Source organism: Microcoleus pseudofavosus SVA1_A4 (assembly GCF_036700565.1).
Lineage (GTDB): Bacteria > Cyanobacteriota > Cyanobacteriia > Cyanobacteriales > Microcoleaceae > Microcoleus.
On record NZ_JAUBPE010000077.1, the window covers coordinates 1 to 21,004 of the forward strand.

A 21,004-nucleotide genomic window follows, 5' to 3' on the forward strand; every position below is an offset into this window, starting at 1 on the left:
ACCAAAATTAAAAATTGTGCTCTTTGACGCACTTGATGATGTCTGCTTTCGCGATAAATTCGGTTTAGCAATTTCAACGAAAGTGGATTGATATCTCGAAGTAAAAACATATAAAATTTCTTTGAATACAACTTGATATTTACAGTATATCATATTAGTTGATTTGTGTAATTAATTTTGTTGAGCTACTTAGTAGTGTTCGTCGAAATAGTCGAGAATGCGAACACCTTTTTGCTGTTCGTAAGCGCGCATTTGTTGCAAGTACCACCGCGCAAACCCGACACCGCCGTGTTTTTCGCGATCGCCTTTTACGAGAGAATCCACATATACAGGCCAGCCAAAATCCGACGGGCCGAGTACCTTAGCAGTGGGATCTGTAGCTTTTACCATTGACGCATATTGGTAAGTGCGATCGCGCAATTCATCGTAACTCGTCGCTTCTGGATGAACATCGCGGTGAGTATTTCCCCAGCCGCTTGGTTCGTTGTCCATTTGGTAAATTTGCACGCCGCCGTTAACAGCAGTACCGTGGGTTTTAACTAAGTGTTGAACCCAAGCTTTTTGAAATTCTGGATTGCTAGTAATACTGACATCAAGGCGATTATTATCAGCGATTAAAGTGCCATCGGGACGCTTCCCATTGCCGCACTTATCGCCTTCTGGAAAAATGTAAGGATTAGTTTTTTCTTGCGGCCCATATTTAGATACTCTAAAGCCGCAGTTCCAAGTGCTAAATTTATTTACATAGCCAATCATCGGAATAGTAACGATGCTTTTGCTGCCGTTTTGGCGGTTGGTTTTGACAATTTTATCTATAGAATCGCCGGGAACAGGATTTTTATTGTCGCCGCCACCCACGAAAAAGAAGTCATCGCCGCTGTTGGAAGAATCGACTAACCAGTTGTAGCGGCTGGTGTGATTGGCACCCCAGCGTTCTACCGGAATTCGTAACTCTTGCGCGAGGGCCGGATCGATCGCATAATCATTCATACCGTAGATGTCGGGACTGATGGAATGTCGATCGGCTGTAACGTCTACAGATAAGGTGGGATTGTCTGTTTGGGCGATCGTCGTTTTGAGGTAAGCTGCTGTTGCTACCACCCCCAAAGCCGCCAAAACACCTAACAATAATAGGATAATCCAACGCGGTTTATTGTCGGGCGATCGCCACACAAATCGTGCATTCATTTTGATAGGGCCTGAAAACTGCTTGTGCGATCGAAAAATGTTAATTAAATTATCCTAATCTCTTATTCACATTATAGAAGATGTTGAAGTCAGCAGTCACTACCCAAGCTTTTCAGCAGAATCTCAACCAGTCTATAGACATGGGTTCCTAGTGTTGGTGGCCAATCTTGCTGAGAACTTGGATGTAGATTTTTCGCTCGATTTACTGCATCTTTAGTATGTGGCTGGTAAGCAGAGATATCCAGATTGCTACCATTGTAACTTCCTAAAATTCTTCGTAGTCTTTTCTTAAATTCATCGCACTTGCAAGTCTGCTCCTCCTGAGTATTAATATCTTCAAAGTGTAAAGTTAACCATACTTCAAAACAAGGATTGCTAATAGCTAAATTATAACCTCTTTGCCTAGCTTGGCTACAGACATCACTCAATTTTTTGTCACGCCAACGATCCACATCAAAAACCAGCCAAAGCATATCATCCTCATTTATATCGTATTGTTTTTTGAATATATCTAAACGCTTTAAAACATATTCAGGTGAAGATTTACCATCTGGAGTTGCTAATATCTCCACTTTGAGTCGGGTGCTCTTAAACATCCCAAAATATTGCTTTTCAGTTTCCTTACCTTCCGTAGCAACTATAAATAGTTTTGTATCTCTCCGATCGTGTTCGCGATCTAATAATTTTGTTCGCTTAATTTTTGCCATTGCTATTACTTAGTTATCACGGATAGATCGGTTTCACAATTAAACCAGCCTAAACTTTGTGGATTTCCAAAGAAGGGAATAGCTCCAAAACGTCCATTCAAATAACCTTTCTCAATTTTCAGATCGGGTTTCATTTTGAATTCGGCTAAAGAGTAAAGATTAGACACACCTTGTTCGCTCTTTTCAACAAACCAAATTTCATCACGTCGGAGTAAATCTAAGTCTAGCAAATTGGTATCATGGGTTGTAAAAATGAGTTGATTGTTTTTGTCTCTACAATTGATTGCTACTTGTACAAAATTCCGAGAAAGCAGAGGATGCAAACGTCTATCAAGTTCATCCAGAAAAAATACTTTTTCTTCTTCTTGCTTTAAAATAAACAGAGCCGGAATCAGATTAATCAGACGTTGAGTTCCTTCTGATTCCTCTGCTATTGAAAAATCAATAAACCCTCCATCTTCACTGCGATGAAGAGTTCTGAGTTGAATCAAAATTACTTGACTCTCATCATTCTTAAACAGCATATCTCTTGTACCTCCTAAGTTTTCAATCATTACAATTGAATTTTTTTCTGCTTGATTCAGGGCCTGAATAAGATTCTCTCTTAAAACTTTAGGCATAGTTGGAAAGTGTCGCTCAAAATCCAACTCTACTTTCTCTGTGACTATGGAATCAATGCCTGTTCCTGCAAATTTAAGAAACTCACTGAGAAAGTCCGTGAATGATTCATCACTGAGTATATTAATTTCCAAGCCTGTATAATCTGCTTCGGCAGGAATAATAGTTAATACTTTTCTGAACCAGTCAAAAATTGGTTGTAAAATAACAACATTTCGCTCAAGAGATTCTGTTAAAAAAAGTTGATTAGGGCGCGTTCCCTCTGCAATAAAATCGAGAAACTGTTGACGCTTCTTGCTTCGACCTTTAAGTTTTGCACCATATTCTACTGTAGTTTCTTTTTTTGATGACGTGATTCGCTCAAAGTACATCACTTCCTGCTTCTTGCCATCAGGGATTCCATGAAGCCATTCTTCAAAAATTTGCTCTCTATTTAATTTAAACCCGTAGGAGTATTGATCGCCTTGGTGCGTAAAAATAAACTCAAACTTGCTAGGCTGCTTACTATAATCACCCAGTTTGAATGGAGAAACAGGGATAGTTTGACTGCTGCGAGTTCCCTGTACAACTAAATTTTTTGCAAAACTTATAGCCTCGATCAGATTTGACTTGCCTGCTGCGTTTGCTCCGTAGATTGCTCCAATTGGCAATATCGATCGCCCTTTTCCTGCTGCATCTTCAGCAAGGTGATCTATATGTTCTAGGTCGCTATTAACTCCCACCATACTAAAAGTGACTTCATCCCTGAAGGATAAGAAATTTTGTATAGTAAGTTGAATTAACATGGTTTTTACCCATTAGGAGGCATTGGATTACACTACTTTCACCCATTATGGTAGCCTAAAACAGGTATTTAGGAGAAAAAATCTCCTAAATTACCTAGTTTTATGCAAAGTTCATCTCTCTAGACGGAGATGTGGGGATGCCCAGGGGCGCTAAACTCAGATCCAAACGAGATTTAGCATAAATTTCAGTCTTAAGTGTAAGCCTCCATTGGCAAACAAGAACAGACAAAATTGCGATCGCCAAAAGCATTGTCTATTCTACCCACCGCCGGCCAAAACTTATGTTCGCGAGTCCAAGGTGCCGGATAAGCAGCTTGCGCGCGAGTATAAGGACGATTCCACTCATCAACCATCAGAGATTCTGCGGTGTGCGGCGCATTTTTCAAGACGTTATTTTGCGCGTCAACATTACCTTTTTCAATCTCCGCAATTTCAGATCGAATCGCAATCATCGCATCGCAAAAACGGTCTAATTCCTGCTTCGATTCGCTTTCCGTCGGTTCCACCATCACCGTACCAGCAACCGGCCAAGAAACTGTCGGCGCGTGATAGCCGTAATCCATCAACCGTTTGGCGATATCTTCGACTTCAATGCCTGCGGTCTTTTTGAGCGATCGCAAATCTAGAATACACTCGTGCGCCACTAAACCAGCTTTCCCTTTATACAAAACCGGATAATAAGATTTTAACCGATGCGCCATGTAATTAGCATTAAGAATTGCTACTTTTGTCGCCTCAGTTAAACCAGATCCTCCCATCATCCGAATGTACATCCAAGAAATAGTCAAAATGCTAGCACTTCCCCAAGGCGCCGCCGAAATAGCACCTATAGAATTGCTATCTCTATCTCCATTTGTTGGGGGTTCTATCGATTGATTAGGCCACTCTTGCCCCCCCCTTGTTAAGGGGGGCTGGGGGGGATCTGCCGACACATCAGGCAAGAAAGGCACTAAATGAGACATCACCCCTATCGGCCCCATTCCCGGCCCGCCGCCGCCGTGGGGAATACAGAAAGTTTTGTGCAGATTCAAGTGACAAACATCAGCACCAAAATCACCGGGACGGCACAAACCAACTTGAGCATTCATATTTGCGCCGTCCATATAAACTTGTCCGCCGCAGTTGTGAACAATCTCGCAAATGTCTTTAATTTCTTCCTCAAAAACGCCGTGGGTTGATGGATATGTTACCATCAAAGCCGCAAGTTCATTTTTGTGTTTGTCGGCTTTTTTCTGCAAGTCAGCAACATCAATATTGCCCTGAGAATCGCACTCGACAGCAACTACTTTCATCCCCGCCATCACCGCGCTAGCCGGATTTGTACCGTGGGCTGACTGCGGAATCAAACAGATATTTCGGTGAGATTCGCCTCGGTGTTCGTGGTATTGGCGAATTACTAACAAACCCGCGTATTCGCCCTGAGAACCGGCATTTGGCTGCAAAGAAATTCCCGCAAAACCGGTGATTTCTGCCAGCCACTGTTCTAGTTGCACGAACATCATTTGATAGCCGCGAGTTTGATCGCGGGGTGCAAAAGGATGTATCTTGCCAAATTCCGCCCAAGTCACCGGCATCATCTCTGCTGTTGCATTCAATTTCATTGTGCAAGAACCCAAGGGAATCATCGATGTGTTTAGCGATAAATCCTTGGCTTCTAAACGGTGCAAATAGCGCAAAAGTTCAGTTTCTGAATGGTAGCTGTTGAAAACTGGATGGGCGAGATAGCTGCTGGTGCGATCGCAAAAATCAGGTAACATCATATAGGAAGTGAAGGCGTCTGCATTCAGCGGAACACTCAGAGAATTCTCGCCGTCACCCCTGATATAATCCTTCTCCCGTGCAAAAATTTTCCACAACTCTTTGACATCTTCAGCCGTGACAGTTTCATCGAGAGTAATTCCCACGGTTGTTTCATCAAACACCCGTAGATTAATGTGGCGATTTTGAGCGGCTTGTAGAACTTCCGATAGTGGTTTATCTCCCAATTCTACCCGCAGAGTATCGAAGAAAGGTCGATCGCCAATTGCGTATCCAAAACTGGAAAGACCAGATGCTAAAATTGCAGTTAAGCTGCGTACTTGTTCAGCAATTTGTCTAAGTCCAGACGGGCCATGATAAACAGCATACATACTCGCCATCACTGCTAGCAAAACTTGAGCAGTACAAATATTGCTAGTTGCTTTTTCGCGGCGGATGTGCTGTTCGCGAGTTTGCAAGGCCAAACGCAACGCTGACTTGCCGTTAGCATCTTTGGAAACGCCAACAATTCGCCCCGGAACTTGCCGTTTAAACTCTTCTCGCGTGGCGAAATAGGCTGCGTGGGGCCCTCCGAATCCCATCGGAACTCCGAAGCGCTGAGTGCTTCCTACGGCTATATCCGCGCCGAATTCGCCGGGGGGTTTGAGCAAGCAAAGGCTCAAAATGTCGGCAGCAACTGTGACTAATGCGCCGACTTCGTGAGCCGATCGAATAAAATCGGTATAGTCGTAAATTGCGCCGTCTGTGGCGGGGTATTGCACGAGAGCGCCGAAGATTGTACGATCGAACTCAAAGCTTTGATGGTCGCCGACAATTACCTCAATTCCCAGCGGCTTAGCGCGAGTTTGCACGACTTCCACAGTTTGAGGGTGGCAATCTTGAGAAACAAAAAACGCTTTTCCCTTATTTTTACTCGCGCCGTAACTTACCGCCATCGCTTCCGCCGCCGCTGTCCCTTCATCCAGCAAAGAAGCGTTGGCAATTTCCAAACCCGTGAGGTCAATTATCATGGTTTGGAAATTTAGCAAAGCTTCCAACCGCCCTTGAGCAATTTCCGCTTGGTAGGGAGTGTAAGCTGTATACCAGCCGGGATTTTCTAGGATATTCCGCTGGATGACCGGGGGAGTTATGCAGTCGTGATATCCAGTGCCGATGTACGATCGAAATACCTGATTTTTTGCAGCAATTTCTTTCAATTCTGCCAAAGCGCTGTACTCGCTTTGCGCTGCGGGAAGTTGTAAGGGTTGAAAAATGCGAATCGTCGCAGGAACCGTTTTGTCAATCAACTCATCGAGGCCCGAAATGCCCAAAACATCGAGCATTTGCTGGATTTCGCTGGGTTTCGGGCCAATGTGCCGGCCCGCAAAACCATCGATGGGGGAAAGGTTTTGCTGTTGGTTGGGTTCAAGTTGAGGGCTGTAGAGTACCAAGGCTGATTCTCCTGAATTGATTTTTGCTTCTTTGTTTGTAACATTTTGCTAAGAAAACAAGGAAGATTTTCTGCGTCTATCAAAGTCCGACAGTCCGACAGGGGTTGAAACCCCTGTCTCATAGCTAAAGTCGTCTGAAGACGACTGTAGATTAAGGCGCACTTATCGCAACTCCCCGCGCCACTGGTTAGTATTTCAGTCGTCTTTAGACGACTTGTGCTATAAGCCCCGTGGGTTTCAACCCCTGGCGGATTGTGGAGGAATCTACGAGCCCTAGCCCCAAATTCCCACTCAAAACCCAAAACTCATAACTACTCCCCTTCCACCATTTGGCTATACTCCGCGGCCGATAAAGCGTCATCGGCTTCGCTGGGATTGTCAACGCGCACTTTCAGCAGCCACCCAGCGCCATAGGGGTCTTCCGTCAAGTTTTCAGGAGACTCTATAATGTCATCATTGCGTTCTACGACTGTACCGGTAACGGGTGCTTTCAAGTCTTCAACTGCTTTGACTGACTCGACTGTACCGAAAGCTTCCCCCTTTGCCAACCCTGCACCCACTTCTGGCAAATCTAGAAACACGATATCGCCGAGTTGGTCAACTGCAAAAGCACTGATGCCGATCGTGGCAATTTCGCCTTCGAGTCGGATGTATTCGTGGGTGTCTAGGTATTTCAGGTCATCGGGGTATGTTAGTGCCATGTCTTTTCTCGCAATAAAAAAGTATTAGTTAAATCTTATTCAACTATGAGCCTTTAGTAATGACTAAGTGGAACAGAAAAAATATTAAACGCTTGCTTTTTGGAGAATTTTCTGTCAAACGACTTATGCTATCTATAATTTTTATTTACGCATTTCTGTGTTTTTACGGTTTCTTTTTTTCAGAACGGCTAATTTTTCAACCTCCTCCATCTAGTCAGAGTGATAGCAGGGAAGTTATCAAAGTTGGTTCAGCTAATGGCGTGAAAATTTCTGCTGTTCATTTTCCTAACCCGCAAGCTAAATATACCATACTTTACAGTCACGGGAATGCGGAAGACTTGGGCGGGATTTTGTGGGTACTCAGAGAGATTCGAGATAGCGGGTTTGCTGTGTTTGCCTATGATTATCAAGGTTATGGCACGAGTCAGGGAAATCCTTCTGAGTATAATACTTATCGTGATATTGATGCTGCTTATAATTATTTAACCCAAAAGTTGGGAGTATCTGCAAAGCAAATTATTCTTTACGGGCGTTCCGTGGGGGGTGGGCCGGCAATTGATTTGGCTTCGCGGCAAAAAGTCGGCGGTTTGGTGGTTGAAAGTTCCTTTGTTTCGGCTTTTCGGGTGTTAACGCGGATTCCGCTTTTACCCTTTGACAAGTTTGTGAATATTGATAAGATTGGCAAAGTTCGATCGCCTGTTTTGGTGATTCACGGTAAGGCTGATGAGGTGGTGCATTTTTGGCATGGAGAACAGTTGTTTGCGGTGGCGAAGCAGCCGAAATTAATTTTTTGGGTTGATGGGGCCGGTCATAATGATTTGATGGATGTGGCGGGCGATCGCTATGCTGCAACTTTGCGACAATTTGCTAAGCTAGTAGATGAGTCTTCTCGACCACAATTATGAGCAACGGGCTAGAAGCCCGTTCCACAACAACACATACACTTATACTTTATTGTGAACCGTTGCTATGAGCAACGCCCCTAAATTAAGGCTTACCTACTTAATTTAACTGGGGCGGTTTTGCGATCGATAAAATGGTTTTTTCACCACACTAGCCGGATAGTTTTTCCCGCGAATTTCGACTTCTAACTGCTGACCGATTTTAGCTAATTTTGAGGGAACAACCGCGAGGGCGATCGCCCGATTCAATGTAGGCGATAATGTACCGCTAGTAACTTCTCCTACTGTTTCGCCTTCAAATATTACCGGATAGCCGTGGCGCGCAATGTGCCGCCCCTGCATTTCTAACCCTACCAACCGCTTCGATACTCCATTGGCTTTCTGCTGTTCCAAAACCTCCCGCCCAATAAAATCGCCTTTAGTATCGAGATGAACTACCCAACCCAATCCAGCCTCTAAAGGCGTGATATTGTCGTCGATATCTTGACCGTAAAGAGCCATTGCTGCTTCTAAACGCAAAGTATCTCTCGCACCCAAACCGCAGGGCCGGACGCCAGCAGTTAACAGTTTTTGCCACAGTTCTTTTCCAACTTCGGCATCCACCATGATTTCAAACCCATCTTCGCCGGTGTAACCAGTTCGGGCGATAAAACTCGGCTGTCCCAACAGGTTGGTTTCTAAGTTGCAGAAAGCCTTAATTGGTTCTAGGTTGTCTTCCACCAAAGGCTGGAGGAAATTAACAGCTTCTGGCCCTTGAATTGCGATCAAAACTTTGTTTTTGGAGATGTCTGTAAAACCGATTCCGCTCAATTCTAAGTGGGCGGCAATCCAAGCTTTATCTCTAATGCGAGTGGCAGCGTTGACGATGATTACTGCCCGTTCTTCGCTAGTGGTGGCGTCTGGTTTTTGGCAGTAGAAAATAATGTCGTCTAAGATGCAGCCTTTGGCATTTAGCAAGACTGTATATTGAGATTGACCGGGTTGCAAGCGGCTCAAGTCTGAGGGTACTAAGGGTTGAAATTTTTCTATTAGTTGTTTCCCTCTCAAACCAAATTTTCCCATGTGGGAAATGTCGAACATTCCTGCTTGCTGGCGTACTGCTTGATGTTCGCTGCTGATGCCTGCGTACTGCACCGCCATCTCCCACCCGGAAAAGGGAACCATCCGAGCTTTGAGTTCTAATGATAGGTCGTACAGAGGCGATCGCGCGAGTTGGCTCGGCCTCTGAGGATTGCTGGGTTCAGTTGACTTGGCCACAGGTAGCCCCTTGTTTTTGCGGGTAGACTGTTTTGATTTTACGGGAAAATTGGTTTTCTGGCTGTGCGGCGCGATCGAATTTCAGCACGCGGTGCTACTGTTTTGCTACAAAGCGCGATCGAATTTCAGCACGCGGTGCTACTGTTTTGCTACAAATTAGGACAAGGCAGTGCCGTTTCCCTACTCTTTTTTATGGAGAATAGCGGGATCGAACCGCTGACCCCAGAAGATGAAATTGTAGTGTCATGTTGGTTGTAATAGTTACTGTGCATACAATTAAAGCATTTTCAATAACTGATATATCAATTTAATCGCTTTTTTGATAAATTTTTGACTCATATCAAATCCGGTAGCATCGGAATTATGAGCGCGCTCACGTCGTCCATAGCGAACGGCTACAGATCGTTCGCTATGGACGCTCGCACTGCTATCATCCAAATAAATTATTCCGATGCAACCGAAAATGATATCAGACTTGGATTCCCGATCCTCTTCGAGGGCTTCGCGAACGGCCAGCCATTCGAGTACAGCCATGCCGACGATCGATGCTAAAGACTGATTCGGCTCACTTGCTTGTCTATGAACTCGATCGCGCAATCCGCCGACATCGAAAGTTATCGTTAGTCGATCGCGAGAATCCCTACTTTTTCCCTGAATGTTCGCTTTGCTCTAATGTTTTTCCCGCCGGGGGATAGGAAGTATCAGGGGTTGTAGCGGACTGGCGGACTGGCATTCTACGCCGGTGTCCTGCCACGACCACGCTAACCGGAGCCGAGCCTTGAAAACTTCTATATTTACGGAGCCTTTGGGCATATCGCACTTTTATCGCATTCAATGTTTAAGTTTGACCTATTGTGTCACTCCTAATTGAGAATGGTAAGAGCTGCGTCGCCTGCCCTAAAACAACAAAACCTTCTCTATGAGAAGGTTTTATCACGATCGGAGCGGCGGGATTTGAACCCACGACCCCTACTACCCCAGAGTAGTTTTAATTTACTTGTAATACTTACTGTGTATACATTATTAGCATTTTCAATAACTGATATATCAATTTAATCCCTTTTTTGCAAATTTTCAGAATTTTCAGATTCTTCAACTTGGACAGCTTCGCGTTGCTCAAGCCATTCGATCAGAGCCATCCGCACGATCGACGCTAAAGACTGGCTCGGTTCGATCGCCTGAGCCTTTAATCGCTCCCGCAACTGCCCAATATCGAATGTCACCGATATGCGATCGCGACTATCCCTACTTTTTGCCATGAAATCCCATAAAATCCCATAAAATCCTTTGACTACTCAAATCAGGATAATGGAAAACTTAGAAAGTTTCTAAGTTTTTCTTGACGTAACACTAATTTAGTGTTACATTTGCAAAAACGCCTGGTAAACGTGCGTCAACACGTTCACCAGACTTTCCACCAATGCCGCCACACGGCACTAGGAGACAGCATTATGTTACTACAGCCACAGCATCTAGTTGTGGTTGAACGTTCGTTCAACCGCAACTGCACCGTGAAAGCTTTCGGCAAAACGCCTGAAGAAGCAGCAGAGAAGGTATGGAATTACAGGCGGGAATATGGCTACTGGGACGCAACGAAAACTTCCCCCAAAGCTAAAAGCCCTGAGCCAGGAACCGAAAAAGGAAGCCCACGGGACGATCGATAATTTTTTTGCTCTGGCTGCGATCCAATTAAAGTACCCAAAATCCAGTAACTGTAAATAGCTCGTGAGATACGCAAAGAAATGCCGTAGACCGTACCCGGCACAGTTTGAGCAGCCAAATGGGAAGCGCAATTATTGGACTCGGACTCAGCTCAAAGAACTACTGGGACAGGTAGGTAAAAAGAACCGCAAAAACGCCCCAGCGATGTCCGAGGGTTCGTTTAAAAGACGGCTGGCACTGCTGGAAGAATGCCCAGAAGCAGAGCGGGCGATCTATACACGCCAATTTTCAGATTTCACAAAATGGTGTCTGGTTCGCATACAAGAGATTTTTCTGAATGAATGCGATCGAAACCTAGAAAGAACCCGTACTTACCTCAAAGAAAAAGGACTAGAAACAGATGAATACTTCGCGCAATGATCTGAAATGGGAACTCGGATTGGGGAGTGTCAAAGAGATCACGAATGTCCGCAAAGCCCTTGGGCAGGCGGAGTGGCAGCAAACGACAGTCTCCGAAGCAGACACTTTAGAGGTTCGCCAATATTACAAGCTGATCCGTGAGGATAGGCTGTCGGTGCAGGAAGCAATATTGGCGATCGCCAATGCCCGGACAGGAACAGCAGCAGAATTCCAAAACGACAATATTGACGAGAACGCGATCGACCACAGCGAGCACCGGGATGCTCAAGAAGAAACCAATGAGTTAGTGGTCGCAGTTCAAACGGCAACAACTGAAGCAGCCCTGGCAATGACAGATGTGGGTGCTGCTGCTGCGGTTCCTGTAGTTGACGCTTTCTTTGTGGCCCTCGGCAGCAATGTTGCTGACGAGTTACACACCCGCTCAGCAAACACTCGATCGAATTTCAAACAAGTAGTTCAGGCGGTTGAAAATGCGCCCCTGGATTTACGGAACGGAAGCCTACCAGGAAAAAAAACCGAGGCACCCAAACGGATAACTGGAGCCTGGGGCTAATTGATTCGTGTTTGGAACTCGCCCAAGCTTATAGCTCACGGCTAGTTCTAGAAGAGCAAGCTCGTAGCGCTCAGAAAGAAAAACTATTCGCTGCTTTAGTTATCTATGCGAGCTTGCTTTCCTTTTCCGCTCTCCATTCCGCTTCATTAACTACTTCAGAAAGTATTTCAGCAAAGGAGAAAAGAGCAATGTTCAAATGGTTGCTATCAATTTTTCCCGCTCCAGTTAACCCGTACCCGATTAGCTCAGCTTCAGTTTTCATGACAGGAGTGTGCTAAATGATTCCCATTACTTCTGACCAAGTTTACGATTGGCATCCAGACCAGAGAGTTTATGTCTACAGTGCGGAGAAAAAATGCTTGCAACTGTGCCGAGTGATTGACTTGGATTTGTCTCCATTAGGCGATGCGCTACGCGCCCGCAAGCTACGAACTCGACTTCTGGAACCAGTAGACGACAACCTGCAACTCTGCAAACCAAAAGAACGAGAAATACCTCCTAACTGCGTCGGAGGTAGGCATTGTCCCTATCCTGGAGTTTGTTACCGTTTCGAGACTGAACAGCAAGATTATGAATGCACATTCGCATCTGACGACGATTATCTCACTGCTGATTGTTGGGAACCATAATCCAGGATAACAAAGAGTGGAAATAACACCTGAAATACAAGCCATTCTCGATTTCCTGAAACTTTTTGGAGTAGGCAGCACAGCAGAAATTGCTTTCTGTACTTTAATCGCAGAATGGCGAGTAGAAATTGATGTTCAAGATATGGCAGATGAAGGCTTGATACGGATTTCAAAGGATAGTGCAAGCAATACGATCGCAAAAATTGTTAATCACAGCAAGGAATATTAACCATGAATGACCAATTTTCGGCAGATTCAACACCAACAAGTAAGAATTCTGAACCTGGGTATCCTTGGATGAGTAGAGCTATCCCAGCATTGATGGTTGGTTTCGGTGCATTTTGCTACCAAACCGGGTATCAAGAAGCTCTGAAACAAACGCCTCCGACGATCGTCCAGGGCAGTCAAACAGTCAACACCACCACAGTTTATCAAATTGCTCCCTCAGTAGGCATTGGCAGCAACAACAACCGTCAAACAGTCGAGTAATCATCATGGTAAAAAGACTGACAAGCATGACTTATGACGAGCTTCAAGCTGAACGTGATGCGAACGAATTGCTCAAAAATAAGCTGAAAGTTCAAATAAAAAAGGTGAGCGATACAAAAGCTTCTTTGAAATTAAGTCAAGAACTTTTGCAACTCTCGAAACGTAATGAAAAACTGGCAGAACGACAAGTGGTTTTGATGCGTAGAGTCAAACGACCGATGGCGAGTTCGCGCCCCGCAAGCTACGAGATGTCGCTGCCAGAACTCGAAGCCGAAATCGCACAGAATAAAATCACTTTCACCAAACTTGAAGATGATTTGAAATCCAGCGACTTTGACACGCGGTGTAATGCTACTCAAGAAATACGAAGTTTGACACCACGACATAGGGCATTATGTAATCAACAAGTCGCACTTTTATCTCATTCGATCGCTCTTTTGAAGGCACAAATGAATGCGAAATCCTAAAGCAACTCTAATTTTTAGACACCAACGGCAACCTAAAAAACCGAAACCTAAGAGAAAAAGTGAATATGTCCCTGGGTTTAATTACATTTTTCAAGACGGTAATCTTTGCAAAGTTGGTTTGAGTGAAACACCAAAAACACGCCGATATTTCCTGTCACAAGAATACGAAGCCAACTTACAAATTAGGGCGATCGTCTTCACCATGAACATGAGACTGACAGAAAAAATGATGCACAGAATCTTTGAGCGTAGCCACTATTTGCGAACTAAAGGATTAGATGGCTACACTGAATGGTTTCAAGTGAATCCTTGGAGAGTTTTAAGGATGCAAGTTACGTTATTTCTTCTATGTTGGCTTGTCAACTTTGTTTACTTAGTTATTACAGTTTTGGTTTTGATGCTTTTTTCCTCTCTACTTTTTAGATAATTATGCTCAGAGAATTGCTGCAACTACTTCCGAGTTTGTTCGTTTCTAAGAAGACGATCGCTCAGTTTTCGACAGAGCTGATCAATAAAGTTTACCAAAACTTTAATCATGATACTGAACATTTACTGCCAGGTTGCTATTTCTATGCAGGATTGCAAATTCAAGTCAAGCCTTTCTTTGCATATTCAACATTTTTGGGAGAAGAACTCAATTACTGGGATTGGTTAGTTTATGACGGTTTTGGGCAAGTAGTGTTAAAAACTGGAGTCGCAGATACAAGAGATGATGCTGTTGCTCTAGCTCAAATTTGGGTAGTTGAATTTCTTGAGGGTAAAGTGCCTCATCACATTAATCAAGGTGATCAACGTGAGGAACAAATAGATGCTTGATTGGTTATTCGGAACAGCAAAAGTGGCGAATCAATATTCTCGAACAGTTTACGTTACCAGCAGCCGTCACCCAACCAAAGTTTTTACAGTTTACGGCGACACGGAAGTCTGCGCGATTCGGGCAATGAAAGAAGTTGAGCTTCAGCTCCCTAGACCGGAACCGGGAGAAACAGTTGAAATCAAAACTTATCTAGGACGGTAAGGGCAACGAAATGCGTAAGAATCTTAAACCAATACTGAGTCTGTTGCCAGATTCGATCGTCCTGTCATTCACCAAACAGTTGTTGATCTACCTAAAACTTAAAGGTGCAATCACAGAATGGGTAATAGATCCACCAATATCAGATGAATATGAACACTGTGGATTGATTATTCGTTTGAGATGCTTTCACATTGATGGAGAGGAACGCTGGAGCGAACAATGGAATTGGTATGTCTACGACGGTATGTATCGGTTTCTCGATCAAGGCATGACCTATGACTCTGCTTCCTCCTTTTTAGCAGCTAAACAGTGGATTAACGATTTTATGAACTATGAGGATGAAGAATCTGGTGAGGTAAGCCATAATGTTGGATAAAATCTTGAATCTGTTTTCAGAGCGCACCGTCAGCAACCTAGCTATTAAGCTCTTGCTTAATCTCCAAACAAGAGGCGTTATAGATTGTGATTCTGACTCTGAGGAATATGAATATTTAGGTTTGGTAATCAAGCTTAAATCGCTTGACAAGAAAATGAATTGGTGTGTGTACGATCGACTAAAACAAGGAGTTGCTTACAACACAGAAACAGCTTTAGCTAATGCAAAAAACTGGATCGATAATCTAGATCCTAATGATCCAACACAATTTGATTAGGAAAAACAAATGCAACAACTACTTGACCAAGAACAAGATGTATTGACATACCTTCTCACAACCCTAGTCGGTGGCGCGCTTGATGACGACGGAGAGCAAATGTTAGCTGATGTTTTCAATATCACAACCGCTAACTTGAACCAACTCACTCCCCAGGGCTGGGCTGCGTTCGGCGATCGGGCAATCCAAGCAAAATGGTTTCTTGACCACATCAGCGAAATCAAAGAAAAGTTCAAGTTACTCATTGACGCACAAATCTGTTTCCGTGAATTCCAAGGCTGGCTGATGGAAGCTGGCTATAAAGGCGCTGAGAAAATTAAGAAAGCTCAGATAGATGTTGCGGTTGCTCGGGCGAAATACGGCGCAACAGTTGAGCAGCAAGATTATCGGCTAACAAAAAATAAGGAACAATTTGCAGCAGAAACAGTACAAGAAAATCTTCTCTGGGACAACACAGTTATTGCAGCAATCGCTAAGAAAGTTGCCGAAGTTGATGCAGCCACTACAAGGATGCAAGGAAATCCAGAGTTTGCTGCTCAATTAGCAAAATGGAAAGAAGAGGAAACCAATATCTATAAGCAAGCTGCATACGGCTTGAAACACGGTACTCATGGCTTGAGTCACCCATCTCTAAACCCTTCCTCTTCTTCTCAAGTCCAAATTAGTCAGTCCAATTTCTCTCAACCTCAATTTATTTCAGCTCCAGGTTTAGCCACAACACGTTCCGTTCCGCAAGCTACGGCAACAGGCAGAGCCAAGGATTCAATCAATGTGGCGGTTAACTGGTCAGGCGACATGGCAGGCAAAGTTAATGGTGTTGCTTCGCAGATAAATCGTGGTTTTTCAAGATTTAGTAGTTTCTTCAGAGGTGGAAATTGATTATTCCTAAAGGTCAAGTTTTCAAAGTCGTCAGTTCGATCGATTACAAGAATGGCACTGTTGCTACGACAAACACAGGCTGGGTAACGACAGATGACCATGAACCGGGGATAAAAGTACCCAACCCTTACGGATATTTAGTAGTTGCTGAAACTTCGGCAATACAGAATATCCAGATTTGCCCCAATTGTTGTCTGCTCTACGGAAAAACCTTCAATAAATGTACCAACCATGTTTCTGCCAACTAATTCTCCACAACTACCACAAAAGCCTGCTGTGCAACAACAGCCACAGGCAGAATCACTCGTTTATAAGCCGTCAGCGGAACTCAAACACCTCAAGAATGTCAACAACTGGCAATTTTTGATAGTGAATTTCTCGATCGGCATTGGCATCGCGAATGTGTTTCGGGTCTTTCCCTCACATCTTTTCTTGGGAGTTTTGGTCATTATCGGTGCTTCAGTCTGTTTGTGTGCTATTTCACCAGCCGATCGTGCCTACTCCGGTTTGTGGCGGACGGCCGGTGCAGCACTAGCTTTCGGAGGCATTTTAACCTTCTGGGATTTGTATTATCTCCTGACCTGGCAGCATGGTTTGGCGATCGCAGCTTTTGTCATTGTCGCCATGTGGATCATTGGTGCAGGTAGTAAATAATACTTCCATCCCGGCTGGTACGGTTGTATTCGCTTTAACCCAGCCGGGCATTGGGTATCAGTCACCGGGCACCGGGCATTGGGTATCAGGCACCGGGCATTGGGTATTGGGCATTGGGCATTGGGTAAAGGGCATTGGGTATTGGGCATTGGGTAAAGGGTAAAGGGTAAAGGGTAAAGGGTAAGGGGGGAAGAGTAATGAGTAACAGGGTAACGGTCGCGTCATTTTTCGGAGCATTTTGCTGTTTGGGGTTGGCATTGATGCCGCTTCCTTTCGATCGCTGGGTTGGAGTTAGGCAAGCTAGCTCTCTGGGTGCGATCGGCTGCGGATATTTGGGCTGGCACGACAGTCAGCGAAAAAAAGAGCAGCTCGAACGGCAAGAGCTCTGGGAGTTTGAGCAGCGACTGAAACAGCTAGCTCTTGATGCTGCTGTTAACTCCGCGCTTACCGATGTCCTAGTTGAGGAGGTAGTGGTCAAAGAGAAGCTTCGGGCTAATGCCTCAGTTGAGGTCTACAAAGCCGAAACTCAGCAGAATTATGTCCGGGTCATGTCTCACGATCACCCTGAAATTCTTCAGCATCTTCTCAAAACTTCCCAACCCCCAATACCAGAAACAAAAACTGCTTCTGATTCTGAGCCAGAAACAGAAATAGAATCTGTTTGTGATTCTGTTGTTGATAGTGTGCCTGGTGGTGTGGCAAAAGAGAAAACAGCAGAAGAGAAGAGAGTGGAGTATATAGCTGCTGCCCGATCGACACTCTTGAAATTAATTCAGGAACATGAAGACGGATGGATCGCACAACTGATGCACAAACCCCTCCTAATTTATGGGGATATGGGTAGCTTTAAAAGTTACTTTGCAGCTTTTTTAGCACTGTGCCGGCATTATTTATATGGTCACAAAATCATCTCGATCGCTGACCCTCACTTTCATCAAAACCATGATGAGTGCTGGAAAACTTTGGTAAAGTTGGGAGTTCCCGGCTATGGCGCAAATCAAAACTTTGAAGAAGTTGGTCAACAACTTAACGCCATGTACGATCGATTCAAAGTCCGAACTTTGAAGGATGATTGGCTAACCTCTATCTTTGATGAGATGACACAATATGGCTTTGAAGAAGGTACAGCGGAACCTGCCAGCAAACTAACTCGAAAAGTTGTTGGCGACCCTCGGAAAGCCAAAGAAGCGCCTGTGTTCATTGCTCACAATGATACTAATGCTGCTTTCGGCGGTGGTGAGGGTTTCAGTAAATCAGTTAATTCAGGAGTAATTAAACTTCAGTTACGATCGAATAGCAAATTACAACCATTGTTTAAAGGAACCATTTCTGGTATCAAAGATGAAGACGGAGAGTGCATCAAAGACTTGCCTATTTCTATTCTGCCGTACTGGATACGTCCTGAATGGGTTTATGAGTTATTTAATGGCTTTTCTCTAGAAAACAGTGAATCTCAGAGTCAAGTTATCGGCAGCTCAGAAAGTGACAATAAATCTGATGAAAAACTTAGTTTACAAGCCACAGAAACTGAAGTAGAATCAGAGGCAGAATCGGACGTTGATAAACTAAATAGGGCATTAAATCAAAAGGTATCATGGGATTATTGGTTAGCTGAATCCACACCAGAACAACTCGATCGACAAATAGAATTATATCGATCGCAAACCAACCCAAACTCAGATAATTTACCAGATAATTCGCCAGATAATTCAGTTGAAGAATTATCAACCTTTGATAACCCTATCAGAGACGATATAACTCTGAAACCCTTACACAGAGAGAATTATCCAGTTATCTGGGATGCAGAAGATTTCGCAAGATTACTGCCAAACGAGTCAGAAACAGCAGTTTTTGAGCGCATTTTGGAATTATCCGATAAATATACAAGTGCCAGCAAACTCATACAACTCGGTTTGGGTTTCACCCAGAAAAGGGGGAAGCCTCGAAGCTATTCAGATGTAGGTAAAAAGTGTTTCTATTACATAGTAATGAAATATGGTACACCTTCACTGATAGCTAAATTCAAGGATTACTTGGAAAAGAGGTAAGTTCAATCAATCGTTAATCCGATCGTTCATCAATCCAACAAAAAATAGGAGACAAAAAATGCGTAAATTAACACCAGGTGAATCTTTGTTTATTGCAGGAACGCTGACCACAGCCATACTAGCAACTGCTGAAATTGTCCCCGATGTAATGCAAGAATTAAAAGAGGACGCGCATCAAGCAAGTCAAGAATTGAAGCGCACAAAGTCTGCAAATCCAGCAGACACTTTTACCGCTGGGGTAATTGTAGGATTGGCTGCGGGTTCAGCAGTAACATTGAAGGTTGTAGCGGAGAAAATCAATAATAATCCGTAATTTATAACCAAACAATAAATCTCATAGTAAAATCATTTAAGTTGTGATTTTACTATGAGATTTATGGATCAGTTAGCAATTTTATTTTTTTTACTAGGTATTTTGGTAGGAGTCTTAGTTATACTATTACTCTCTCAGTTCATCTAGTAATTCAGGATGTTCTGGTTGATGATATTGTCTGATTATAGAAATGCGAGGTGGCTTATTACTAAAAAAGCCCCAAGCAATAATTGCTAAGCCAGCAATGAGTTGACCATCTTCATTGCTAATACGTTTGCAAGCAATAAGTAATTATGCTATCCCTGCGATCGCTCCCAAAGCAGTTGATAAAAAATCTAATTGGTTAACAGTTGGGTTTCGGAAATTTAGTGTCATGGTTTTCACCCATTTAAATTTATATCTTCATCATCAAATTGTTCTTCGATCGCTTGGATAATATTGCATGAATCCATCTCTAACTTTTTTTCAATTGCTTCGATTCGACACTCCAAAGTTAAAGAACGAAGTTTATTGGCATCTTGCCAGCGCCGTAATTTAAACGCAGTAGATATGGTATCGCTTTCGTGCTTTATACTAAAATTGTGGCAAAACTTGTCGATTTTGTAGACTAAATCAACCTTAATTTGTCGAGATGCTAGCCAAAAAATGTAAGTTGAGATGGTTGCAATAATACCGATCGAGCTAGCAATATAATCAAGAGTTTCTTGCTTCATTTTTCCATAAATTAGAGTTTGTCACCTGGAATAATAGTTGTTGGAAATACAAAATTTGGGTCAGCAATATATCGTGAGTCAGACTTGACGCGATCCATAAAATCAAAGTGTTCGTTAGGATCGCGACCAACAAAACATCCAGCTCCGGCTTTGTGAATGTCGTTCTTAGGGTGTCCCCAACCGTGGTGCTGATTTATGCCGAAGTAACCTTCATCGATCGCATCCCCAGTTCGGATCATGTCCCGATTCCAGTCGCGGTGCACCTTAACCAGTCCGACTTGGATAAGAGCTTCGTGCGGGTCAGAGTAGCCGTGAAGGCCGACTTGCCAAGCTCGATACTGCCCAAAGGCAATTCTAGCGGCACCGTTAGGGTTCATGGGATTGTCGGTGTAGTAGTAGCCCGGTTCGGTTGTTGCTTCCCAAGCACCTTCGATCGTTGCGACTCCCTTGTCAAATAATAAAAGCAGCCGTAAATCGTTGAAGTGATTGGGGGTATCAGGGTTGAGTGTCCCGTCCCTGTCCATACCTTCAATATAAATTATGTTTTTTTCTCCCGTTCGTGTAGCCAATTGGTAATTTTTGGCTTTCATATAGTTAACAATTTTTTCAGCTAATTGCATTGTTTTTCAGGATAAATTTAACTTTTTGAACTCGTAAGGAAGAATTAGGTCAGGCTCTGACCAAAGCCCTAATTTTTTACGATTAGCAGCAGCAGTTTCTGTAATGACACCTCTGAGTACAGTCAATTCTCGGGTATTGTAGGCAAAGCGATTAAATGGCATATAAGTAACTGCCATTCCAGTTTTGCATAACAGAATTTGTATGTTGGTTGCTGCCGAAATTTTGTCAAAGTAACAATCGCATACCCAGCGATCGTATATATCTTTCTCGATCGGAACCGTGATTATTGATTTTCCTGCTACATAATTCATCAATGCAATTTTTGCTTTTTGCGCCCATTCCCAGTGTTTAAGTATTCCAGGGTTGGTGCTATTTTGTCCGGGTTTTTGAGATTCAGGTGAATCTATCCACCGCAATCTTCCTCTTATTTCTTCCCCTCGAAAATCTAGGGATAGAGTATCGCCATCAAATACCAATTTAGAAAAGCAGTTATAGACAGTTCCTGGTGTTATCATGGTAGCCTCAAAAGTATTTTATCT

General features: G+C 43.6%; 31 protein-coding genes and 1 pseudogene. 19 read left to right on the plus strand and 13 right to left on the minus strand.

Annotation, left to right across the window (positions count from 1 at the left end):
- From QUA02_RS26360 to gcvH, 6 genes and pseudogenes are all read right to left on the minus strand, one after another.
- Positions 1 to 110, minus strand: a pseudogene (locus QUA02_RS26360) (IS630-like element ISMae24 family transposase); the annotation flags it as partial.
- Between the two features lie 79 nt (positions 111 to 189).
- Positions 190 to 1,188: a glycoside hydrolase family 44 protein gene (locus tag QUA02_RS26365; RefSeq protein WP_333032157.1), complete on the minus strand. Its 999-nt coding sequence runs from the start codon at positions 1,186 to 1,188 to the stop codon at positions 190 to 192.
- An 89-nt stretch (positions 1,189 to 1,277) separates the two neighbouring features.
- A complete protein-coding gene (locus tag QUA02_RS26370) occupies positions 1,278 to 1,895 on the minus strand; it encodes an RloB family protein (RefSeq protein WP_333032158.1) in 618 nt (205 codons plus the stop codon).
- Positions 1,896 to 1,900: 5 nt separating this feature from the next.
- Entirely contained in the window at positions 1,901 to 3,298 is a 1,398-nt protein-coding gene (locus QUA02_RS26375) for an AAA family ATPase (RefSeq protein WP_333032160.1), read from the minus strand.
- Positions 3,299 to 3,489: 191 nt separating this feature from the next.
- A complete protein-coding gene (gene gcvP / locus QUA02_RS26380; protein WP_333032163.1) occupies positions 3,490 to 6,486 on the minus strand; it encodes an aminomethyl-transferring glycine dehydrogenase in 2,997 nt (998 codons plus the stop codon).
- A gap of 311 nt (positions 6,487 to 6,797) precedes the next feature.
- The gene (gene gcvH, locus QUA02_RS26385; protein WP_333032164.1) at positions 6,798 to 7,187 is read right to left on the minus strand and encodes a glycine cleavage system protein GcvH; all 390 of its coding nucleotides are present in this window, start codon (positions 7,185 to 7,187) and stop codon (positions 6,798 to 6,800) included.
- Positions 7,188 to 7,246: 59 nt separating this feature from the next.
- On the opposite strand from gcvH, the gene QUA02_RS26390 reads away from it, so the two are divergent.
- On the plus strand, positions 7,247 to 8,092 hold the full coding sequence (locus QUA02_RS26390) for an alpha/beta hydrolase (protein WP_333032166.1): 846 nt from the start codon (positions 7,247 to 7,249) through the stop codon (positions 8,090 to 8,092).
- A gap of 102 nt (positions 8,093 to 8,194) precedes the next feature.
- Here QUA02_RS26390 and gcvT read toward each other — a convergent pair whose 3' ends face one another.
- The gene (gcvT, locus tag QUA02_RS26395) at positions 8,195 to 9,346 is read right to left on the minus strand and encodes a glycine cleavage system aminomethyltransferase GcvT (RefSeq protein WP_333032168.1); all 1,152 of its coding nucleotides are present in this window, start codon (positions 9,344 to 9,346) and stop codon (positions 8,195 to 8,197) included.
- A gap of 63 nt (positions 9,347 to 9,409) precedes the next feature.
- On the opposite strand from gcvT, the gene QUA02_RS26400 reads away from it, so the two are divergent.
- Positions 9,410 to 9,604 carry a hypothetical protein gene (locus QUA02_RS26400; protein ID WP_333032169.1) on the plus strand — a complete coding sequence of 65 codons (195 nt, stop codon included), beginning with the start codon at positions 9,410 to 9,412 and terminating at the stop codon, positions 9,602 to 9,604.
- 18 nt (positions 9,605 to 9,622) lie between these two features.
- On the opposite strand, the gene QUA02_RS26405 is transcribed toward QUA02_RS26400, so the two are convergent.
- Both QUA02_RS26405 and QUA02_RS26410 read right to left on the minus strand, forming a co-directional pair.
- Entirely contained in the window at positions 9,623 to 9,880 is a 258-nt protein-coding gene (locus QUA02_RS26405; RefSeq protein ID WP_333032172.1) for a hypothetical protein, read from the minus strand.
- Between the two features lie 518 nt (positions 9,881 to 10,398).
- Entirely contained in the window at positions 10,399 to 10,605 is a 207-nt protein-coding gene (locus QUA02_RS26410; RefSeq protein ID WP_333032173.1) for a hypothetical protein, read from the minus strand.
- A gap of 192 nt (positions 10,606 to 10,797) precedes the next feature.
- Here QUA02_RS26410 and QUA02_RS26415 point away from each other — a divergent pair, with 192 nt between their 5' ends.
- From QUA02_RS26415 to QUA02_RS26425, 3 genes are all read left to right on the plus strand, one after another.
- Positions 10,798 to 11,010 carry a hypothetical protein gene (locus QUA02_RS26415; RefSeq protein WP_333032175.1) on the plus strand — a complete coding sequence of 71 codons (213 nt, stop codon included), beginning with the start codon at positions 10,798 to 10,800 and terminating at the stop codon, positions 11,008 to 11,010.
- Between the two features lie 61 nt (positions 11,011 to 11,071).
- Positions 11,072 to 11,428, plus strand: a complete 357-nt coding sequence (locus QUA02_RS26420; protein ID WP_333032177.1) for a hypothetical protein — start codon at positions 11,072 to 11,074, stop codon at positions 11,426 to 11,428.
- On the plus strand, positions 11,409 to 11,981 hold the full coding sequence (locus QUA02_RS26425; RefSeq protein WP_333032178.1) for a hypothetical protein: 573 nt from the start codon (positions 11,409 to 11,411) through the stop codon (positions 11,979 to 11,981). Before QUA02_RS26420 ends, QUA02_RS26425 begins: the two co-directional genes overlap by 20 nt.
- Positions 11,982 to 12,084: 103 nt before the next feature.
- Here QUA02_RS26425 and QUA02_RS26430 read toward each other — a convergent pair whose 3' ends face one another.
- The gene (locus tag QUA02_RS26430; RefSeq protein ID WP_333032180.1) at positions 12,085 to 12,243 is read right to left on the minus strand and encodes a hypothetical protein; all 159 of its coding nucleotides are present in this window, start codon (positions 12,241 to 12,243) and stop codon (positions 12,085 to 12,087) included.
- Positions 12,244 to 12,259: 16 nt separating this feature from the next.
- On the opposite strand from QUA02_RS26430, the gene QUA02_RS26435 reads away from it, so the two are divergent.
- The 14 genes from QUA02_RS26435 to QUA02_RS26495 all read left to right on the plus strand — a co-directional run bounded on the left by QUA02_RS26435 (position 12,260) and on the right by QUA02_RS26495 (position 19,131).
- Entirely contained in the window at positions 12,260 to 12,610 is a 351-nt protein-coding gene (locus QUA02_RS26435) for a hypothetical protein (protein ID WP_333032181.1), read from the plus strand.
- A 16-nt stretch (positions 12,611 to 12,626) separates the two neighbouring features.
- Positions 12,627 to 12,839, plus strand: a complete 213-nt coding sequence (locus tag QUA02_RS26440) for a hypothetical protein (protein WP_333032183.1) — start codon at positions 12,627 to 12,629, stop codon at positions 12,837 to 12,839.
- A gap of 2 nt (positions 12,840 to 12,841) precedes the next feature.
- On the plus strand, positions 12,842 to 13,099 hold the full coding sequence (locus tag QUA02_RS26445; protein ID WP_333032185.1) for a hypothetical protein: 258 nt from the start codon (positions 12,842 to 12,844) through the stop codon (positions 13,097 to 13,099).
- Between the two features lie 5 nt (positions 13,100 to 13,104).
- The gene (locus tag QUA02_RS26450) at positions 13,105 to 13,566 is read left to right on the plus strand and encodes a hypothetical protein (protein WP_333032186.1); all 462 of its coding nucleotides are present in this window, start codon (positions 13,105 to 13,107) and stop codon (positions 13,564 to 13,566) included.
- Positions 13,553 to 13,993, plus strand: a complete 441-nt coding sequence (locus QUA02_RS33725; RefSeq protein WP_445305210.1) for a GIY-YIG nuclease family protein — start codon at positions 13,553 to 13,555, stop codon at positions 13,991 to 13,993. Before QUA02_RS26450 ends, QUA02_RS33725 begins: the two co-directional genes overlap by 14 nt.
- Before the next feature lie 2 nt (positions 13,994 to 13,995).
- Positions 13,996 to 14,382 (plus strand): hypothetical protein, encoded by a 387-nt coding sequence (locus QUA02_RS26455; protein ID WP_333032187.1) that lies wholly within the window; start codon positions 13,996 to 13,998, stop codon positions 14,380 to 14,382.
- Positions 14,375 to 14,584, plus strand: coding sequence for a hypothetical protein (locus QUA02_RS26460; RefSeq protein WP_333032188.1), 210 nt, complete (start codon positions 14,375 to 14,377; stop codon positions 14,582 to 14,584). Before QUA02_RS26455 ends, QUA02_RS26460 begins: the two co-directional genes overlap by 8 nt.
- 10 nt (positions 14,585 to 14,594) lie before the next feature.
- Positions 14,595 to 14,960, plus strand: coding sequence for a hypothetical protein (locus QUA02_RS26465; RefSeq protein ID WP_333032192.1), 366 nt, complete (start codon positions 14,595 to 14,597; stop codon positions 14,958 to 14,960).
- Complete coding sequence (locus QUA02_RS26470) at positions 14,950 to 15,237, plus strand: hypothetical protein (protein ID WP_333032195.1); 288 nt, start codon at positions 14,950 to 14,952, stop codon at positions 15,235 to 15,237. Before QUA02_RS26465 ends, QUA02_RS26470 begins: the two co-directional genes overlap by 11 nt.
- A 9-nt stretch (positions 15,238 to 15,246) precedes the next feature.
- A complete protein-coding gene (locus QUA02_RS26475) occupies positions 15,247 to 16,116 on the plus strand; it encodes a hypothetical protein (protein WP_333032198.1) in 870 nt (289 codons plus the stop codon).
- The gene (locus QUA02_RS26480; protein ID WP_333032200.1) at positions 16,113 to 16,364 is read left to right on the plus strand and encodes a hypothetical protein; all 252 of its coding nucleotides are present in this window, start codon (positions 16,113 to 16,115) and stop codon (positions 16,362 to 16,364) included. Before QUA02_RS26475 ends, QUA02_RS26480 begins: the two co-directional genes overlap by 4 nt.
- The gene (locus QUA02_RS26485) at positions 16,348 to 16,770 is read left to right on the plus strand and encodes a hypothetical protein (RefSeq protein ID WP_333032201.1); all 423 of its coding nucleotides are present in this window, start codon (positions 16,348 to 16,350) and stop codon (positions 16,768 to 16,770) included. The genes QUA02_RS26480 and QUA02_RS26485 overlap by 17 nt, the downstream gene beginning before the upstream one ends.
- Positions 16,771 to 16,967: 197 nt before the next feature.
- On the plus strand, positions 16,968 to 18,818 hold the full coding sequence (locus QUA02_RS26490; protein ID WP_333032202.1) for a hypothetical protein: 1,851 nt from the start codon (positions 16,968 to 16,970) through the stop codon (positions 18,816 to 18,818).
- Between the two features lie 58 nt (positions 18,819 to 18,876).
- The gene (locus QUA02_RS26495; RefSeq protein WP_333032205.1) at positions 18,877 to 19,131 is read left to right on the plus strand and encodes a hypothetical protein; all 255 of its coding nucleotides are present in this window, start codon (positions 18,877 to 18,879) and stop codon (positions 19,129 to 19,131) included.
- A gap of 380 nt (positions 19,132 to 19,511) precedes the next feature.
- Here the strand turns inward: QUA02_RS26495 and QUA02_RS26500 are convergent, their stop codons facing one another.
- Genes QUA02_RS26500 through QUA02_RS26510 form a run of 3 tightly spaced genes read right to left on the minus strand, consistent with a single transcriptional unit; the run spans position 19,512 to position 20,980 of the window.
- Positions 19,512 to 19,844, minus strand: a complete 333-nt coding sequence (locus tag QUA02_RS26500) for a hypothetical protein (RefSeq protein ID WP_333032207.1) — start codon at positions 19,842 to 19,844, stop codon at positions 19,512 to 19,514.
- 11 nt (positions 19,845 to 19,855) lie between these two features.
- Positions 19,856 to 20,464 (minus strand): hypothetical protein, encoded by a 609-nt coding sequence (locus QUA02_RS26505; protein WP_333032210.1) that lies wholly within the window; start codon positions 20,462 to 20,464, stop codon positions 19,856 to 19,858.
- 6 nt (positions 20,465 to 20,470) lie between these two features.
- Positions 20,471 to 20,980 carry a thermonuclease family protein gene (locus tag QUA02_RS26510; protein WP_333032213.1) on the minus strand — a complete coding sequence of 170 codons (510 nt, stop codon included), beginning with the start codon at positions 20,978 to 20,980 and terminating at the stop codon, positions 20,471 to 20,473.
- Positions 20,981 to 21,004 lie beyond the last annotated feature (24 nt).

Bases quoted from the DNA above. Each gene is read 5' to 3' on its own strand.
- QUA02_RS26365 (WP_333032157.1), bottom strand. From the start codon at position 1,188: ATGAATGCACGATTTGTGTGGCGATCGCCCGACAATAAACCGCGTTGG.
- QUA02_RS26370 (WP_333032158.1), bottom strand. From the start codon at position 1,895: ATGGCAAAAATTAAGCGAACAAAATTATTAGATCGCGAACACGATCGG.
- QUA02_RS26375 (WP_333032160.1), bottom strand. From the start codon at position 3,298: ATGTTAATTCAACTTACTATACAAAATTTCTTATCCTTCAGGGATGAA.
- gcvH (WP_333032164.1), bottom strand. From the start codon at position 7,187: ATGGCACTAACATACCCCGATGACCTGAAATACCTAGACACCCACGAA.
- QUA02_RS26390 (WP_333032166.1), top strand. From the start codon at position 7,247: ATGACTAAGTGGAACAGAAAAAATATTAAACGCTTGCTTTTTGGAGAA.
- QUA02_RS26405 (WP_333032172.1), bottom strand. From the start codon at position 9,880: ATGGCTGTACTCGAATGGCTGGCCGTTCGCGAAGCCCTCGAAGAGGAT.
- QUA02_RS26410 (WP_333032173.1), bottom strand. From the start codon at position 10,605: ATGGCAAAAAGTAGGGATAGTCGCGATCGCATATCGGTGACATTCGAT.
- QUA02_RS26415 (WP_333032175.1), top strand. From the start codon at position 10,798: ATGTTACTACAGCCACAGCATCTAGTTGTGGTTGAACGTTCGTTCAAC.
- QUA02_RS26425 (WP_333032178.1), top strand. From the start codon at position 11,409: ATGAATACTTCGCGCAATGATCTGAAATGGGAACTCGGATTGGGGAGT.
- QUA02_RS26430 (WP_333032180.1), bottom strand. From the start codon at position 12,243: ATGAAAACTGAAGCTGAGCTAATCGGGTACGGGTTAACTGGAGCGGGA.
- QUA02_RS26435 (WP_333032181.1), top strand. From the start codon at position 12,260: ATGATTCCCATTACTTCTGACCAAGTTTACGATTGGCATCCAGACCAG.
- QUA02_RS26445 (WP_333032185.1), top strand. From the start codon at position 12,842: ATGAATGACCAATTTTCGGCAGATTCAACACCAACAAGTAAGAATTCT.
- QUA02_RS26450 (WP_333032186.1), top strand. From the start codon at position 13,105: ATGGTAAAAAGACTGACAAGCATGACTTATGACGAGCTTCAAGCTGAA.
- QUA02_RS33725 (WP_445305210.1), top strand. From the start codon at position 13,553: ATGCGAAATCCTAAAGCAACTCTAATTTTTAGACACCAACGGCAACCT.
- QUA02_RS26455 (WP_333032187.1), top strand. From the start codon at position 13,996: ATGCTCAGAGAATTGCTGCAACTACTTCCGAGTTTGTTCGTTTCTAAG.
- QUA02_RS26460 (WP_333032188.1), top strand. From the start codon at position 14,375: ATGCTTGATTGGTTATTCGGAACAGCAAAAGTGGCGAATCAATATTCT.
- QUA02_RS26465 (WP_333032192.1), top strand. From the start codon at position 14,595: ATGCGTAAGAATCTTAAACCAATACTGAGTCTGTTGCCAGATTCGATC.
- QUA02_RS26470 (WP_333032195.1), top strand. From the start codon at position 14,950: ATGTTGGATAAAATCTTGAATCTGTTTTCAGAGCGCACCGTCAGCAAC.
- QUA02_RS26475 (WP_333032198.1), top strand. From the start codon at position 15,247: ATGCAACAACTACTTGACCAAGAACAAGATGTATTGACATACCTTCTC.
- QUA02_RS26485 (WP_333032201.1), top strand. From the start codon at position 16,348: ATGTTTCTGCCAACTAATTCTCCACAACTACCACAAAAGCCTGCTGTG.
- QUA02_RS26490 (WP_333032202.1), top strand. From the start codon at position 16,968: ATGAGTAACAGGGTAACGGTCGCGTCATTTTTCGGAGCATTTTGCTGT.
- QUA02_RS26495 (WP_333032205.1), top strand. From the start codon at position 18,877: ATGCGTAAATTAACACCAGGTGAATCTTTGTTTATTGCAGGAACGCTG.
- QUA02_RS26500 (WP_333032207.1), bottom strand. From the start codon at position 19,844: ATGAAGCAAGAAACTCTTGATTATATTGCTAGCTCGATCGGTATTATT.
- QUA02_RS26505 (WP_333032210.1), bottom strand. From the start codon at position 20,464: ATGCAATTAGCTGAAAAAATTGTTAACTATATGAAAGCCAAAAATTAC.
- QUA02_RS26510 (WP_333032213.1), bottom strand. From the start codon at position 20,980: ATGATAACACCAGGAACTGTCTATAACTGCTTTTCTAAATTGGTATTT.